Source organism: Streptomyces sp. NPDC006925 (assembly GCF_042869575.1).
Lineage (GTDB): Bacteria > Actinomycetota > Actinomycetes > Streptomycetales > Streptomycetaceae > Streptomyces.
On record NZ_JBIAGB010000011.1, the window covers coordinates 83,295 to 99,082 of the forward strand.

Annotated in this window: 15 protein-coding genes; 10 read left to right on the forward strand and 5 right to left on the reverse strand. The window is 74.1% G+C overall.

From position 1 onward, the window contains the following. Positions 1–81: 81 nt before the first annotated feature. From ACFYNS_RS17125 to ACFYNS_RS17140, 4 genes are read left to right on the forward strand one after another with little or no spacing between them, the layout of a single operon-like run. On the forward strand, positions 82–891 hold the full coding sequence (locus tag ACFYNS_RS17125; RefSeq protein ID WP_360300040.1) for an SDR family oxidoreductase: 810 nt from the start codon (positions 82–84) through the stop codon (positions 889–891). Next, positions 888–2,606 (forward strand): AMP-binding protein, encoded by a 1,719-nt coding sequence (locus tag ACFYNS_RS17130; protein ID WP_360300037.1) that lies wholly within the window; start codon positions 888–890, stop codon positions 2,604–2,606. Before ACFYNS_RS17125 ends, ACFYNS_RS17130 begins: the two co-directional genes overlap by 4 nt. A 27-nt stretch (positions 2,607–2,633) precedes the next feature. Next, on the forward strand, positions 2,634–3,284 hold the full coding sequence (locus ACFYNS_RS17135) for a TetR/AcrR family transcriptional regulator (RefSeq protein WP_388603718.1): 651 nt from the start codon (positions 2,634–2,636) through the stop codon (positions 3,282–3,284). 50 nt (positions 3,285–3,334) lie between these two features. Then, positions 3,335–4,303 carry an NADPH:quinone oxidoreductase family protein gene (locus ACFYNS_RS17140; protein WP_388603575.1) on the forward strand — a complete coding sequence of 323 codons (969 nt, stop codon included), beginning with the start codon at positions 3,335–3,337 and terminating at the stop codon, positions 4,301–4,303. A gap of 215 nt (positions 4,304–4,518) precedes the next feature. On the opposite strand, the gene ACFYNS_RS17145 is transcribed toward ACFYNS_RS17140, so the two are convergent. Next, the gene (locus ACFYNS_RS17145) at positions 4,519–6,204 is read right to left on the reverse strand and encodes an FAD-binding dehydrogenase (RefSeq protein ID WP_388603578.1); all 1,686 of its coding nucleotides are present in this window, start codon (positions 6,202–6,204) and stop codon (positions 4,519–4,521) included. Between the two features lie 132 nt (positions 6,205–6,336). On the opposite strand from ACFYNS_RS17145, the gene ACFYNS_RS17150 reads away from it, so the two are divergent. From ACFYNS_RS17150 to ACFYNS_RS17165, 4 genes are all read left to right on the forward strand, one after another. After that, positions 6,337–6,861, forward strand: a complete 525-nt coding sequence (locus ACFYNS_RS17150) for an NUDIX domain-containing protein (RefSeq protein ID WP_360302416.1) — start codon at positions 6,337–6,339, stop codon at positions 6,859–6,861. Between the two features lie 68 nt (positions 6,862–6,929). Then, positions 6,930–7,328: a YidH family protein gene (locus ACFYNS_RS17155; RefSeq protein WP_019355365.1), complete on the forward strand. Its 399-nt coding sequence runs from the start codon at positions 6,930–6,932 to the stop codon at positions 7,326–7,328. Continuing rightward, a complete protein-coding gene (locus ACFYNS_RS17160; protein ID WP_360302419.1) occupies positions 7,325–7,636 on the forward strand; it encodes a DUF202 domain-containing protein in 312 nt (103 codons plus the stop codon). The genes ACFYNS_RS17155 and ACFYNS_RS17160 overlap by 4 nt, the downstream gene beginning before the upstream one ends. A gap of 38 nt (positions 7,637–7,674) precedes the next feature. Next, a complete protein-coding gene (locus ACFYNS_RS17165) occupies positions 7,675–8,172 on the forward strand; it encodes a gluconokinase (RefSeq protein ID WP_360302434.1) in 498 nt (165 codons plus the stop codon). 31 nt (positions 8,173–8,203) lie between these two features. On the opposite strand, the gene ACFYNS_RS17170 is transcribed toward ACFYNS_RS17165, so the two are convergent. Further along, positions 8,204–8,353, reverse strand: coding sequence for a hypothetical protein (locus ACFYNS_RS17170; protein ID WP_360302422.1), 150 nt, complete (start codon positions 8,351–8,353; stop codon positions 8,204–8,206). A 214-nt stretch (positions 8,354–8,567) separates the two neighbouring features. Between ACFYNS_RS17170 and ACFYNS_RS17175 the strand changes: the two genes are divergently transcribed. Together ACFYNS_RS17175 and ACFYNS_RS17180 are read left to right on the forward strand one after the other, a co-directional pair. Continuing rightward, the gene (locus ACFYNS_RS17175; RefSeq protein ID WP_360302425.1) at positions 8,568–9,590 is read left to right on the forward strand and encodes a phosphotransferase family protein; all 1,023 of its coding nucleotides are present in this window, start codon (positions 8,568–8,570) and stop codon (positions 9,588–9,590) included. Positions 9,591–9,598: 8 nt separating this feature from the next. Continuing rightward, positions 9,599–10,813 carry an acyl-CoA dehydrogenase family protein gene (locus ACFYNS_RS17180; protein ID WP_360302428.1) on the forward strand — a complete coding sequence of 405 codons (1,215 nt, stop codon included), beginning with the start codon at positions 9,599–9,601 and terminating at the stop codon, positions 10,811–10,813. A 140-nt stretch (positions 10,814–10,953) separates the two neighbouring features. Here the strand turns inward: ACFYNS_RS17180 and ACFYNS_RS17185 are convergent, their stop codons facing one another. The 3 genes from ACFYNS_RS17185 to ACFYNS_RS17195 all read right to left on the reverse strand — a co-directional run bounded on the left by ACFYNS_RS17185 (position 10,954) and on the right by ACFYNS_RS17195 (position 15,721). Next, complete coding sequence (locus ACFYNS_RS17185) at positions 10,954–13,332, reverse strand: glycoside hydrolase family 65 protein (RefSeq protein ID WP_388603583.1); 2,379 nt, start codon at positions 13,330–13,332, stop codon at positions 10,954–10,956. Beyond that, positions 13,329–14,120: a beta-phosphoglucomutase family hydrolase gene (locus ACFYNS_RS17190; protein ID WP_360303575.1), complete on the reverse strand. Its 792-nt coding sequence runs from the start codon at positions 14,118–14,120 to the stop codon at positions 13,329–13,331. Before ACFYNS_RS17190 ends, ACFYNS_RS17185 begins: the two co-directional genes overlap by 4 nt. A gap of 242 nt (positions 14,121–14,362) precedes the next feature. Next, a complete protein-coding gene (locus ACFYNS_RS17195) occupies positions 14,363–15,721 on the reverse strand; it encodes an MFS transporter (protein WP_360303577.1) in 1,359 nt (452 codons plus the stop codon). Positions 15,722–15,788 lie beyond the last annotated feature (67 nt).

Consider the following 15,788-nt stretch of genomic DNA (forward strand, 5'->3'; position numbering starts at 1 on the left):
GCGGCGCCGCGGAACCCTTCCGCCGACCGCGCCCGAACGGGGCCGCAGGAGCACACGCCCGGAGAGTGGGAGGCGCAGCCGATGGAGTCCTTGCGCGACAGTGCCGTCGTCGTCACCGGAGCGGGCGGCGGCATCGGAGCCGCCCTCGCCCGCAGATTCGCCGCCGAGGGTGCGCGGGTCGCGGTCAACGACCTCGACCCGGGCCGCGCCCGGGCGGTCGCCGAGGAGATCGGCGGCATCGCCGTCCCCGGGGACGCCGCCACCGTCGTGGCGCCCGCACGCGAGGCGCTCGGCGGAGCGGTCGACACGTTCTGCGCCAACGCCGGTCTGGCGACCGAGGGCGGCCCCGAGACCCCCGACGCGCAGTGGGACGCCGCCTGGGACCTCAACGTGATGGCGCACGTCCGGGCCGCGCGCGAGCTGCTGCCGGACTGGCTGGAGCGCGGACGGGGGCGCTTCGTCTCCACCGTCTCGGCGGCCGGACTGCTGACGATGGTCGGCTCGGCGCCCTACAGCGTCACCAAGCACGCGGCACTCGCCTTCGCCGAGTGGCTGTCGGTCACCTACCGGCACCAGGGCCTCCAGGTGCACGCCGTCTGCCCCGAGGGAGTACGCACCGACATGCTGGAGGCCACCGGTGCCGCGGGCGACCTCGTGCTGCGACCCGGCGCCATCGCCCCGGAGACCGTGGCCGACGCGCTGTTCGCCGCGCTCGCCGACGGACGCTTCCTCGTCCTGCCGCACGCCACCACCCAGGGTCACTACACCGCGCGCGCCACCGGGACCGACACCTGGCTGAGCGCCATGAACCATCTGCAGCGCAAGGTCGAGGACGCGGCCGGCGGGACCCCGAAGGGCGCTGCCGGGACGCGGGAGGGGGAGCCGGCATGACCTCAGCGACCGCCGCCGGGTACGGGGACAAGCCCTGGCTCGCCCAGCTCACCGAGGCCCAACGCGCCCCCGTCACGCCGCCGGAGACGCTGCTGCACGCCTTCGTCGCCGCGGCCCGCGAGGTACCGGACCGCGCCGCGCTCAGCTACTTCGACGGCCGGCTCAGCTACGCCGAGACAGACGCGCTCTCCGACGCCGTCGCGGCGCACCTCGCCGCACGTGGCCTGGTCAGGGGCGACCGGCTCGCCCTGATGCTGCAGAACAGCCCGCAGTATGTGCTGGCGCTGCTCGGCGCCTGGAAGGCGGGCGCCACCGTCGTGCCCGTCAACCCCATGTACAAGGAGCGCGAAGTGGCGCACGTGCTCCAGGACGCGGAGCCGGCCGCGCTGGTGTGCTCGGACCGCGCCTGGGAGGAGCGGCTGCGCGCCGTGGCGGCCGGTGGCACCGTGCGCACCGTGCTGACCGCCTGCGAACTCGACCTGCAGACGCGGGACGACCCCCGGGTGCTCGACTTCGCCCGGTGCGCGCCCGCCGAGGACGCCGAGGACCTGCTCGCCGTCGCCCGCAGCGGCGCGCCCGCACCCGCCGGGCGCGGACTCACCGGCGACGACATCGCCCTGATCAGCTACACCTCCGGGACCAGCGGCAACCCCAAGGGCGCCATGAACACGCACGCCAACCTCGCCTACAACGCGGAGCGGCAGCGTGTCGGCCACGGCATCCCCGAGGGGGCGTGCGTCTTCGCGCTGGCTCCGCTCTTCCACATCACCGGAGCGGTCGTGCAACTGTGCGGCTGCATCGCCAACAAGGGCACGCTCGCGCTCGCCTACCGCTTCGACGCGGGTGTCGTCCTGGACGCCTTCCTGGAGCACCGGCCCGCCTACACCGTCGGCCCCTCCACCGCGTTCATGGCGCTGGCCGCGCACCCGGCCGCGTCCCGCGAGCACTTCGCCTCCTTCACCCATCTCTCCTCCGGCGGCGCGCCGCTGCCCCCCGCGCTGGTGGAGAAGTTCCGCGCCACCTTCGGCCCCTACATCGGCAACGGCTACGGCCTCACCGAGTGCTCGGCCCCGTGCGCCTCCGTACCGCCCGGCAGGCAGGCCCCGGTCGACCCGGAGTCCGGCACCCTGGCCGTCGGCCTGCCCGGCCCCGACACGGTGGTGCGGATACTGGACGAGTCCGGCGCCGAGGTGCCGTTCGGGCAGCAGGGCGAGATCGCCGTGCGCGGCCCGCAGGTGGTGCCCGGCTACTGGCGGCGGCCCGCGGAGACCGCCGCCGGGATGCCCGGCGGTGAACTGCGCACCGGGGACATCGGGTTCATGGACACGGACGGCTGGCTTTACGTCGTCGACCGCAAGAAGGACATGATCAACGCTTCCGGGTTCAAGGTCTGGCCCCGCGAGGTCGAGGACGTGCTCTACACGCACCCGGCCGTCCGCGAGGCCGCGGTGGTCGGGGTGCCGCACGAGTACCGGGGCGAGACCGTCAAGGCGTACGTCAGCCTGCGCGAGGGCGCGTCGGCCGCTCCCCAGGAGCTGAGCGGATACTGCAGGGAGCGGCTGGCCGCCTACAAGTACCCCCGCGAGGTGGAGGTGCTGCGAGAGCTGCCCAAGACCACCAGTGGCAAGATCCTCCGGCGGGAGCTGCGTTCCCGGCAGGACGGCTCCCCGACGGCGAGCGGGCAGTCGGGCCGGCCGGGCGGCGCCGATCGGTGAACGATGAGTGAGAGGCAGGTGGCGGCCATGGCGACCAGGGCCGGTACGGGAGATCCGGCACACGGCAGCGGGACCCGCACGGCGCGCACCCGGAGCGGGGACGACACCCGGGTGCCGGTACCGCAGCGGCTGATGGCGGCCGCCACCCGCCTCTTCGCGGAACAGGGGTACGACCGTACGTCCGTGCAGGAGATCGTGGAGGCGGCAGGCGTCACCAAGGGCGCGCTCTACCACTACTTCGGCTCCAAGGACGATCTGCTCCACGAGATCTACGGCCGGCTGCTGCGGCTCCAGCAGGAGCGCCTCGACCTGCTCGCCGACCGTGCGGCTCCGGTGGAGGAGCGGCTGCGGCAGGCCGCGGCGGACGTCGTCGTCACCACCATCGACAACCTCGACGACGCCATGATCTTCTTCCGCTCGATGCACCAGCTCTCGCCGGAGAAGCAGAAGCAGGTGCGGGCCGAGCGGCGCCGCTACCACGAGAGGTTCCGTGCGCTGGTCGAAGAGGGCCGGCGCTCCGGGGTGTTCAGCGACGCGACCCCCGCCGACCTGGTCGTGGACTACCACTTCGGTTCCGTGCACCACCTCAGCAGCTGGTACCGGCCCGGCGGGCGGCTCACGCCGCAGGAGGTCGCCGACCACCTGGCCGATCTGCTGCTGCGGGCGCTGCGGCCCTGAGCGGGCCCGGGGCCGCGGAGCGCGGCCCTCCGTCGACGAAAGGACCATCCGTGCAGGCATGGCGCGTCCACACCAACGGCGAACCGCGCGACGTGATGCGGTTGGAAGAGGTGCCCGAGCCCGAACCGGGTCCGGGGCAACTGCTGGTCCGGGTCCGGGCCGCAAACGTCAACTACCCGGACGCCATGCTGTGCCGGGGCGAGTACCAGGTGCGTCCACCGCTGCCGTTCACCCCCGGCGTGGAGCTCTGCGGCGAGATCGTCGGCGGGGCCCGGGCGGGGGAGCGGGTGCTCGGGCAGCCGGTGCTGCCCTGCGGGGCCTTCGGCGAGACGGCCGTCGTCGCCGAGGAGAGCGCCCGTCCCGCGCCCGAAGCGCTGGACGACGCCGAGGCCGCCGCGCTGCACATCGGCTACCAGACCGGCTGGTTCGGGCTCCACCGGCGGGCCGGGCTGCGGAAGGGCGAGACGCTGCTGGTGCACGCCGCCGCGGGCGGCGTCGGCAGTGCGGCCGTCCAGCTGGGCAAGGCGGCCGGGGCCCGGGTGATCGGGGTCGTCGGCGGCGCCGCGAAGGCCGAGGTCGCCCGGGAGCTGGGCTGCGACGTCGTCGTCGACCGCAGGAGCGAGAACGTGGTCGCCGCGGTGAAGGAGGCCACCGGCGGTGCGGGCGCCGACGTGGTCTACGACCCGGTGGGCGGCGACGCCTACGCGGCGTCCGCCAAGTGCATCGCCTTCGAGGGGCGCATCGTGGTGGTCGGCTTCGCCAGCGGCGCGGTGCCCACCCCCGGACTCAACCACGCGCTGGTGAAGAACTACTCCGTCCTCGGGCTGCACTGGGGGCTGTACGCGCAGCGGGAGCCCTCCGCCGTCGACCGCTGCCACGAGGAGCTCACCCGCCTCGCGGCGGAGGGCGCGGTCAAGCCGCTGGTGAGCGAGCGCGTACCGCTGGGCGGCGCGGCCGACGCCGTCCAGCGGGTCTTCGACGGCGTGACCACGGGCCGCGTGGTGGTCGTTCCCGGCTGACCCGCCCCGGACGGGCGGCGGCGGGCCGTGACGCGTTCCCGGCCCGCCGCCGACCCGCACCGCCTCCGTCGGCACCGGCCTCCCCGGCCTCCCCGGCCTCCCCGGCCGCACCGCGGAGCACCGGGCAGCCGGGGCTCCCGGGCGGGCCCCCGGCGCCGCTCCCCCCCCGCTCGGGCGGGCACGGCGGGCACCCGGCGTCATGCCCGGCCCGGGACTCAGGCGACCGCGGCGGCCGCCGCCCGTCCGGCCGTGCGCCCCGAGAAGAGGCAGCCGCCCAGGAAGGTGCCCTCCAGTGAGCGGTAGCCGTGCACACCGCCGCCGCCGAAACCCGCCGCCTCGCCCGCTGCGTAGAGCCCGGGAACCGGGGCGCCCCGGCGCGCCGCGTCCCCCGACCCCGGCGCGGGTTCGGCGAGTACGCGCGAGGAGAGGTCCGTCTCCAGCCCGCCCAGGCTCTTGCGAGTCAGGATGTTGAGCCGGACCGCGATCAGCGGACCGGCGGCCGGGTCCAGCAGGCGGTGCGGGGCCGCGACCCGGATGAGCCGGTCGCCCAGGTACCGCCGGGCGCCGTTCAGCGCCGTGATCTGGAGGTCCTTGGTGAAGGGGTTGCGGATCTCCCGGTCCCGGGCGGCGATCTCCCGGTGCAGCGCCGCCGCCTCGATCAGCCCGTCACCGGTCAGCTCGTTCATCCGGCGGGCCAGGGCGGCGACATCGCGCTCGATGACGAAGTCGGCCCCGTGGTCCATGAAGGCCTGGACCGGTCCGGGGGCGCCGCCGCGTGCCCGGCCCAGGACCTCGCGCACGGACCGGCCGGTCAGATCCGGGTTCTGCTCCGAACCGGAGAGCGTGAACTCCTTCTCGATGATCTTCCGGCTGAGGACGAACCAGGTGTAGCCGTGCCCCGTTCGCATGATGTGGTCGAGGGTGCCCAGCGTGTCGAAGCCGGGGAAGAGCGGGACCGGCAGCCGCTGTCCTGTGGCGTCGAGCCACAGCGAGGAGGGTCCGGGCAGGATGCGGATGCCGTGTCGGGCCCAGATGGGGTTCCAGTTCTCGATCCCCTCGGTGTAGTGCCACATCCGGTCCCGGTTGATCATGTGGCCGCCCGCCTCTCCGGCCACGTCGAGCATCAGCCCGTCCACGTGCGCCGGCACGCCGGAGAGCAGCTTCCGGGGCGGAGTGCCCAGCCGCTCGGGCCAGTGGGCACGCACCAGATCGTGGTTGCCGCCGATACCGCCGGAGGTCACGATCACGGCCTGGGCCCGCAGTTCGAAGCTGCCGTCGGCCTTCCGGCTGCTGGCCGTGCCGCGCCGCGCGTCGCTGGGCTCCAGCACCTGGCCGGTCACCGTGTCCAGCGCTCCGGCCGTCCGGGACAGGCCGGTCACCCGGTGCCGGAAGCGCAGTTCGACCAGGCCGCGTGCCACGCCCTCGCGGACGCGCCGCTCGAACGGTTCGACGATGCCGGGCCCGGTGCCCCAGGTGATGTGGAACCGGGGCACCGAGTTGCCGTGGCCGCCCGCGCCGTAGCCGCCCCGCTCGGCCCAGCCCACCACGGGGAAGAGCTTCAGCCCCTGGGCGCGCAGCCAGGCGCGCTTCTCGCCCGCGGCGAAGTCCACGTACGCCTCGGCCCACCGGCGCGGCCAGTGGTCCTCGGGCCGGTCGAAGGCGGCCGTGCCCAGCCAGTCCTGCCAGGCGAGTTCGCGGCTGTCCCGGATGCGCAGCCGCCGCTGCTCGGGCGAGTCGACGAAGAACAGGCCGCCGAAGGACCAGTGCGCCTGCCCGCCGAGCGAATTTTCGGGCTCCTGGTCGAGGAGGACGACGCGCCGCCCGGCGTCGGCCAGTTCGGCTGTCGCGGCGAGGCCCGCGAGTCCGGCTCCGACCACGATCACATCGGCGTCGTACGCCATGCTCCCACCCTTCTCGACACCTGCCGCAACAGGTGCCGGACACTGCACCGGGACCGGTGACCGGAGAGTAACCTCCGGGCCCGCCCGCGGACACCCCTGCGCGTGGCCCGTCTGCGGTGCTTGGATGGGCGTATGACACAGCAGGGGCGCTCGGCGGACGAGCTGCTGGACATCGTGGACGCACAGGACCAGGTGGTCGGGCAGCGGCTGCGCGGCGAGGTCTACGCCCGCCGGCTGCGGCACCGCAGCACTTCCGTCCGGGTCCGGGACGCGGCGGGCCGGATCTTCGTGCACCGCCGCACCCCCACCAAGCTGATCTTCCCCGGGATGTACGACGTGGTGGTGGGCGGCGTGGTGGGCGCGGGCGAGGACTACGACACGGCGGCGCTCCGGGAGGCCGAGGAGGAGCTGGGCGTCACCGGGCTGCCGCAGCCCGAGCGGCGGCTGAAGTTCCTCTTCGAGACGCCCGAGTACTCCTGGTTCCTCCAGGTGTACGACGTGGTGTGCACACTGCCCGTCCGGCCGCAGCCGGAAGAGGTCGCGTGGTGGGACTTCCTGCCGGAGGAGGAGCTGGAGCGGCGGCTGGCCGGCTGGGAGGCGCGGGGCGACGTCGTCCCGGACGGACTGGAGTGCCACCGGCGGCTCGCCGCGCTGTAAGGGGCGCTCCCGTGCGGCGCGGGTGTCCCCGTGGGGAAGCGCCGCAGGTCACCGCGTACGGTTGAGCCATGCGCGACCGGCTCTCGGCGACTCTTCGGCTGTGGTTCGCCCCCCAGCGGCTCAGGGAGGAGGGCACCACGCCCGACTACCGCTTCTCGCTCGCCAACGAGCGCACCTTCCTCGCCTGGATCCGCACCGCGCTGGCCCTGGTGGCGGGCGGGATCGCGGTCGACCAGTTCCTGACCGACCTGCGCTGGGGGGTGCGCACGGCCGTCGCGACCGTGCTGCTGGCCGGTGCCGCGCTGTGCGCCGTCCGGGCCGTGAACCACTGGGTGCGCTGCGAGCGCGCCATGCGCCGCGGCGAGGACCTGCCCGCCTCGCGCTTCCCGGTGCTGCTGGCCGGCGGCACGGCGTTCGCGGCGCTGCTGGTCGTCGCCGTCGTGGTGTTCGGCCTGGCCGGCCGGTGAGCGGCGAGCCGCCCCGCGACCCGGGCGCCCAGCCGGAGCGCACCTGGCTGGCCTGGCGCCGTACGACGCTGACCTGCGCGGTGTCGGTGGCGCTGACGGCGCGGGTGGCGCTCGCCGACCCCTCCGGTCCCGCTGTGGCGGCCGCCTGCCTCGGTGTGCTGGCCTGGGTGGGCCTGCTGGTGACCGCGCACCGCCGGATCCGTGCGCTCTCCCGGTCCCGGCCCCGGACGATGGGGGCGGCTCAGACCCTGGGGGCGCTGGCGTGTGTGCTGGTGCTGGTCGGAGTGGGAGGAATGATGCTGCTGTGAACGGCCCGGAGGGGACGCACGCGCCGTTCGTTGCCGTCATGGGGGTGTCCGGGTCCGGCAAGAGCACCGTCGGGGAGTGGCTGGCCGAGGCGCTCGGTGTGCCGTTCGCCGACGCGGACGACTTCCACCCCGCGCACAACATCGAGAAGATGTCGGCCGGTGTCCCGCTGGACGACGCGGACCGGGCGCCGTGGCTGGACGCGCTGGCCGACTGGCTGCGCCGCCGGGCCGCCGGCAGCTCCGCCGGCGGGGGCGTGCTGGTCTGCTCGGCGCTCAAGCGCCGCTATCGCGACCGGCTCCGCCAGGCGTCCGGGCGGCTGTTCTTCGTCCACCTGGAGGGCCCCTGCCCGCTGATAGCCGGACGGCTGGCCCGCCGCGGCGGCCACTTCATGCCGTCCAGCCTGCTGCGCTCCCAGTTCGAGGCCCTCGAACCGCTCGGCCGGGACGAGTACGGTGCCGCCGTCTCCGTCGCCGGCACTCCGGAGGAGACCCGCGAGGCCGTGCGGAGCGCACTGGCGCGCGCCCGGGTGTGCTGAGGGACGCCCGCCGGGCTTCGGCCGGCGCGGGTCAGGCGAGCGCGACGGCGGCCAGGATCAGCACCCCGACCGTGAGGACGATGATCAGGGCCAGGCCGGAGGGGTTGCGGTGGTTGAGGACGTAGCCGTTCCTGGAGCGCGCGTCGCGTACGAACAGCGGCTCGTTGTCACCCATGGGCATGCCCCGAGGCTAGAGCGCGACCCGTGCGCCTGTCATGGGACTTCGGTCGGAAAGCGGTGCATCACACACCGAGCCGGGAGGTCGGCGGTCAATCCGGACCGTCCCGCCGCCCCGCCGCCGGGAGCGGAATCCGGACCGGATGGGGATCCCCTCTGGACTCCATACCGACTAGTCGGCATGATCGGATGCGACCGATGCCGAAGGAGCGCGCACGATGAGCGAACAGAACCCGCCCGGTCTCGATCTGCCGCGGCTGGCCGCGCACCTGGAACGCGAGCGCCCCGGACTGGTGCGCGGACCGCTGAGCGCCGAGGTCGTCCAGGGCGGCAGGTCGAATCTCACCTACCGGGTCACCGACGGGACCGGCCGGTGGGTGGTGCGGCGGCCGCCGCTCGGGCACGTGCTGGCCACCGCGCACGACATGGCCCGCGAGCACCGCGTCATCAGCGCGCTGCGCGACACCCCGGTGCCGGTGCCCGGGACCGTGCTGCTGTGCGAGGACCCGGACGTGCTCGGTGCGCCGTTCTACGTGATGGACCACGTCGAGGGCACCCCCTACCGCACCGCCGGGGAACTCGCCCCGCTCGGCGCCGAGCGGACCCGCGAGGTCGTCCTGGCCCTGCCCGAGACGCTGGTGGCGCTGCACGCCGTCGATCCGCACGAGGTGGGGCTGGGTGACTTCGGGCGGCCCGAGGGCTTCCTGGAGCGGCAGCTGCGCCGCTGGAGCAAACAGCTGGAGGCGTCCCGCAGCCGTGAGCTGGCCGGTATCGACGAGTTGCGCGGCGCGCTCGGCGAGGCGCTGCCCGACTCGCCGCGGCCCACCGTCGTGCACGGCGACTACCGCCTCGACAATGTGCTGATCGACGCCGACGGCGAGGTCGCCGCGGTGCTCGACTGGGAGATGTCCACGCTCGGCGACCCGCTGACCGACCTCGGGCTGCTGGCGATGTACAGCGAACGCCAGGACGTGCCCGACTCGCCGGTCAGCACCACCAGCGGGGCCCCGGGACACCCCTCGGCCGCGGAGCTGATCGAGCGTTACGCCGAGCTCTCGGGCCGCGACGTCTCGCGGATCAACTGGTACACCGCCTTCGCCTACTTCAAGCTCGCCGTCATCCTCGAGGGCATCCACTACCGCTTCACGCTCGGCAGCACGGTCGGCGCGGGCTTCGACCGGATCGGCGAGCTGGTGCCGGTCTTCATCGACAACGGACTCTCCACTCTGCGGAAGGGCTGAGGCAGCACATGGACTTCGCATACGACGCGCGCACCGAGGAACTGCGCGAGCGGCTGCTCGCCTTCATGACGGAGCACGTGTACCCGGCCGAGCGGACGGCCGAGGAGCAGCGCGGTGCGCAGGACTCCCCCTGGAGCACGGTGCCGGTCATCGAGGAGCTCAAGGCCGAGGCACGCAAGCAGGGGCTGTGGAACCTCTTCCTGCCCGACGAGGAGTACGGGGCCGGACTCTCCAACCTGCAGTACGCGCCGCTGGCCGAGATCACCGGGCGCAGTCCGCAGCTCGCGCCGACCGCGCTCAACTGCGCGGCGCCCGACACCGGGAACATGGAACTGCTCGCCCAGTTCGGCTCGCCCGAGCAGCGCTCCCGGTGGCTGGATCCGCTGCTGGCCGGCGAGATCCGCTCGGCCTTCGCCATGACCGAGCCGGACGCCGCCTCCTCGGACGCCACCAACATCGGCACCCGGATCCGGCGGGAGGGCGGCGAGTACGTCGTCACCGGCCGTAAGTGGTACATCTCCGGGGCCATGCACCCGGACTGCGCCGTCTTCATCGTCATGGGCAAGACCGACCCGGACGGCGCGGACGTGCGCCGCCAGCAGTCCATGGTGCTCGTCCCCCGGGACACCCCGGGTGTCGAGGTGCGCCGTGCCATGTCCGTCTACGGGTACGAGGACCACTACCACGGCGGCCACGCCGAGGTGGTCTTCCACGACGTCCGCGTCCCGGCGTCCGCTCTCGTCGGCGAGGAGGGCGGGGGCTTCGCCATCGCGCAGGCCCGGCTCGGCCCGGGCCGTATCCACCACTGCATGCGGTTGATCGGCATGGCCGAGCGGGCCATCGAGCTGATGTGCCGCCGGGCGCTGGACCGGACGGCCTTCGGGGCGCCGCTGGCCCGGCAGGGCGTGGTGCGCGAGTGGATCGCCGATGCGCGGGTGCAGGTGGAGCAGTTGCGGCTGCTGGTGTTGAAGACGGCCTGGCTGATGGACACCGTCGGCAACCGGGGCGCGCACACCGAGATCCAGGCGATCAAGATCGCCACGCCGCGTGCGGTGGTGCGGATCCTCGACGACGCCGTCCAGCTGCACGGCGCCGCCGGGGTCTCGCAGGACTACCCGCTCGCCCACCTGTGGGCCTCGGCACGGACGTTGCGGCTGGCCGACGGACCCGACGAGGTGCACCAGCGCTCGCTGGCCCGCCGGGAGCTGAAGCGCCACGCCTGACGGCAGTACCCACGCCTGACGGCAGCGCCGCGTCCGGCAGCCCGGCGGAGGGTTCCGGCCCCGGCCCGGCCCCGGTGGACGGCTCCGGACGGAAGCCCGCGGACCGGTGGGTGTCCGCGCCGCCCGGAGCCGCGCCGGAGTCACCCTCCCGGCTCGACCGGCACCGGGCCGCCGCGCCGCCGGGCGGGGTGCCGGCCCTGCGGCGGAGACGGTTCGGGCCGGGGCGGCGGGCGCCGCACCTGGTGGGTCTGCGGCTCCCCGGCCGAGAGGGTGAACTGCCTGCCGCAGTGGCACAGCTCCAGCGGCTCGCCCTCCAGCAGCGTGTAGAGGGCCGTCCGGCTGCGGATCTCCACCCGCAGCCGCCGCCCCCGCACCTGCACGGTGAACGCCAGCCGGCTCAACTGCTCGGGCAGCAGCGGGGAGAAGTCCAGCATGCCGTGCCGCAGCCGCATCCCGCCGAACCCGGCGACCAGCGCGATCCAGGCCCCGGCCAGCGAGGCGATGTGCAGTCCGTCGCGGGTGTTGCTCTCCAGGTCCGCGAGGTCCATCAGCGCCGCCTCGCCCACGTAGTCGTAGGCGAGCCGCAGATGCCCGACCTCGGCGGCCATCACGGCCTGGCAGCAGGCGGAGAGGGAGGAGTCCCGGACGGTCATCTGCTCGTAGTAGTCGAAGTTGCGGGCCTTCTGCTCCGCGTCGAAGGCATCGCCGCGCTTGTAGAGCGCCAGCGCCAGGTCGGCCTGCTTGATGACCTGCTTGCGGTACAGATCGAAGTAGGGGAAGTGCAGCATCAGCGGATACTGGTCAGGGCCGGTCGAGGCGAAGTCCCACATCTGGTGCCCGGTGAAGCCCGCCGACTGCTCGTGCACGCCCAGTGTCTCGTTGAACGGCAGCGCCACCGCTTCGGCCGCGTCCCGCCAGGCGGCGGCCTCCTCGTCGTCCACCCCCAGCGCGGCGGCCTGCTCGGTGTACCGCTCCACCACGTCCGCCGCCTCGCGCAGGTTCTGCTGCGCCATCAGGTTGGTGTACAGGTTGTCGTCCGCGACGGCGCTGTACTCGTCGGGCCCGGTGACCCCGTCGAAGTGGAAGGTGCCGTGGTGGTCGTGGTGGCCCAGCGAGTGCCACAGCCGGGCGGTCTCCACCAGGATCTCGACCCCCGTCTCGCGCTCGAACTCCACGTCGCCGGTGGCCGCGACGTACCGGGTGACCGCGTCCGCGATGTCGGCGTTGACATGGAAGGCCGCCGTACCGGCCGGCCAGTACGCGGAGCACTCCGAGCCGTCGATGGTCCGCCAGGGGAAGGCCGCACCCCGCAGGCCGAGCTGGCGGGCCCGGTCCCGCGCCGCGGGCAGGGTCTCCTGCCGCCAGCGCAGCGCCTCGGCCACCGAGTCCGGCGAGGTGTAGGTGAGCACCGGCAGCACGAACTGCTCGCTGTCCCAGAAGGAGTGGCCGTCGTAGCCGGAGCCCGTCAACCCCTTGGAGGGGATGGCGCGCTTCTCGGCCCGGGCACCGGCCTGCAGCACGTGGAAGAGGGCGAAGCGCACCGCCTGCTGGATCTCCGCGTCCCCGTCCACCTCCACGTCGGCCCGCGCCCAGAAGCTGTCCAGATACGCCTGCTGCTCGTCCACGAGCCCCTGCCAGCCCTTGCTGCGGGCACCGGCGAGGGCCGCGTCGACCTGGTCCCGCACGGCGGGCAGTGAGCGGACCCCCGACCAGCCGTAGGCCACCAGCTTCTCCACCCGCAGCGGTTCGCCCGGCCGCAGCTCGGCGGTGACGGTGAGCCGCGCGACGTTCTCGCCGCTCTCGCTGGAGGTGCTGGTCGACTCGGGGCCGTACACGAGGTGATCGGCGGCCGCGCCGACCCGCAGCCCGCTGCGCTCGGTGCGGTGCACCAGGCGCAGCCGCATGTCGGAGGCGAAGTCCTCCTCCGGCTGCAGCACGTCCTCCAGCGCGGTGGCGACCCGCGGGTCCTCGCCGCTCTTCTGCGGCAGCTGCTCGTTGGCGACCAGTTCGGACTGCACGACGACGCGCACGTCCGAGTCCAGCGGCTCCACCTCGTAGGAGACGGCGGCGACGGCCCGCTGGCCGAAGGAGACCAGCCGGGTCGAGGTGACCCGTACGGTGCAGCCTGCCGGGGAGCTCCACTCGCAGACCCGGCGCAGCAGTCCGGTGCGCAGGTCCAGCACCCGCTCGTGGGAGCGCAGCTTGCCGTAGCGCACGTCGAACGGCTCGTCGTCGACGAGCAGCCGCATGACCTTCCCGTTGGTGACGTTGATGACCGTCTGCCCGGCCTCGGGGTAGCCGTAGCCCCCCTCCGCGTACGGCAGCGGGCGCAGCTCGTGCACCCCGTTGAGATAGGTGCCGGGCAGCCCGTGCGGCTCCCCCTCGTCGAGGTTGCCGCGCCAGCCGATGTGCCCGTTGGAGAGCGCGAAGAGGGACTCGCTCTGCGGCAGCCTGTCGACATCCAGCGTGCTCTCGCGCAACGACCAGGGCTGCACGGCGTAGGACGAGTTGCTGATCACGGGCGCTCCTTCCGCTGCGGGTGCCGGGGGGCGTCCCGTTCCCGGGCCCCCTCCCGGTCGCTCAGTTCGGCCAGGTCCTGCACGACGGTGTCCGCGCCGTGCGCGCGCAGCGCGTCGGCCTGTCCCGTCCGGTCGACCCCCACGACATACCCGAAGGCCCCGGCCCGTCCGGCGTCCATCCCGGCGAGCGCGTCCTCGAAGACGGCGGACTCGCCCGCGGCCGTCCCCAGGTCCCCGGCTGCGGCCAGGAAGGTGTCCGGACGTGGCTTGCCCGGCAGTCGGCGCTCCCGGGCCACGATCCCGTCGATCCGTACCTCGAACAGATCCTCGATACCGGCCGCGGCCAGCACATCGCGGCAGTTGGCGCTGGAGGAGACCACGGCCGTCCGCAGCCCCGCCGCCCGCACCGCGTGCAGATACCGCACCGAGCCCTCGTACGCCGCCACACCGTCGGTGCGGATCTTCTGCAGCAGCAGGTCGTTCTTGCGGTTGCCCAGGCCGTTGACCGTCTCGCGGCCGGGCGGATCGTCGGGGTCGCCCTCCGGGAGGTGGATGTCCCGCGCCGCGAGGAAGGTCCGTACGCCGTCGGCCCGCGGGCGCCCGTCCACATAGGCGTCGTACTCCGCCACCTGGTCGAAGGGGCGGAACCCGGGCCCGTCCCGGTCCCGCAGATAGGCGTCGAACATCTCCTTCCACGCGGCGGCGTGCACGGCGGCCGTCTTGGTCAGCACGCCGTCCAGGTCGAACAGGCATGCGCGGATGCGGTCCGGCAGACCGAGGATCGTCATGCGTGCCGGGTCCCCTGGCCGCCGCTCCGGCATGCCTGCCGAGGCGCTTTGCCGCCCGGCTGGACGTCCGCCGGGCCGACCATGGCCCTCGGCATGGGAGCTCGGGACCGGACCGAGGCCGGGACCGGATCGAGGCCGGGAGCGGCCCGCGCCGCGGGGGAGGGTGACCTGCCCGGCGCCGCGGGCTCCGGGCCGCTTCCGTACGCCGTTCGGCAGCCGGGCCCGCGCGGCGGAGCTGCGGGCTACGGCCGGGCGGACGTCAGGTCGCCGGCCGATCCCGGCTCTGCCGCCGTGCCCCGACCGTCGGGCGCGGCGCCGGCTCCCGCGTCCGCGGGTTGGCCGCCGGCGCTTCGGGGCCGCGACGGCTTCCGGTCCATCTCGCGCCACTCCGGCCGCAGTCCGGTCAGGTTCGTGGTGAGGAAGTAGGTCGCAGCGCCGGCGCACAGCACCGGCACCAGGCCGAAGGAGGCGACGGCGGTTCCGGCGAGGAGGCCGCCGAGCGGGATGCCGGCCCAGGCGAGCGAGTCGCCCAGCGCGTTGACCCGGCCCCTCAGCTCGCCGGGCACCCGTTCGAAGTTGAGCGCCCCCAGTATCGGATTGAGGAAGCCCGCCCCGAACCCGCCGAACGCGAAGACCGCCAAGACCGCCCACAGCGGTACGTCCACGGCCAGGATCAGGAACCTGGGCGCACCCGCCAGCAGGAACCCGGCGAAGAAGACGGGGCGGCGGCGCATCCGGTGCGCGACAGCGGCGGCCAGCAGGCTGCCGAGGACCGCGGCGATTCCCAGCGCGCTGTTGGCCAGCCCGATCGCGCCGGGCCCGTTGCCGGACTCCCGGGCCCAGACGGGCAGCAGCAGCGTGGCGAAGGCAGCGTCCAGGAGGTTGGTGACGCCGACCATGGCGATCACCGTGAGCAGCAGCGGATCACGCCGCAGGAAGCGGAAGCCGGCACCGAGCCGCCGCCAGTAGCCGTCCTCGGGCCCGGTCCGGGCCTCGGGGCCGGAGCCGGGCGGCGCGGTTGCGCGGCGGCCCGGCAGCAGCAGCACGATGAGGACCGAACCCGCGGCGAAGCAGCAGGCGATGGCGAACAGCGCGGTCTGCGCACCGAGCAGGGCCACCACCGCGCCGCCGGCGGCCGGGCCCACGGTGGAGGCCAGCCGCTCGGTGACCCCGGCCAGTCCGGCGGCCCGCTCCAGCGGCACCCGGGCGCGTTCCGCGGCCACCGGGACCATGATCTCCTTCGACAGGTCACCGGGCCCACGGGCCGCTCCGATCACCGCGACGAGCAGGAGCAGCAGCCAGAACGAGAGCACGTCCACCAGGTGCAGCAGGCCGACGGCGGCGATCGCGGCCGCGCTGACGACGTCGGTGATCCAGGAGACCGTGCGCGGGCCGATCCGGTCCACCAGCGGTCCGGTGAACGCCTTGACCAGGACGTAGGGGGCCATCTCGCACAGGGCCACCAGCCCGGTGCGGGCGGTGCTGCCGGTGGTGACCAGGACGAACCAGGGGAGCGCGATGGCGGAGATGCGGGTCCCGGTCAGGGACACCGCCATCGCTGCCAGCACGCCCGCCAGCGGCCGTCGGCTCCGCTCGGTCATCCGCGAACTCCAGACCGCGCGTTCGCATGGTCCGGCTCGGGCACCGCGTCCCATCGGCTGGGGAAAC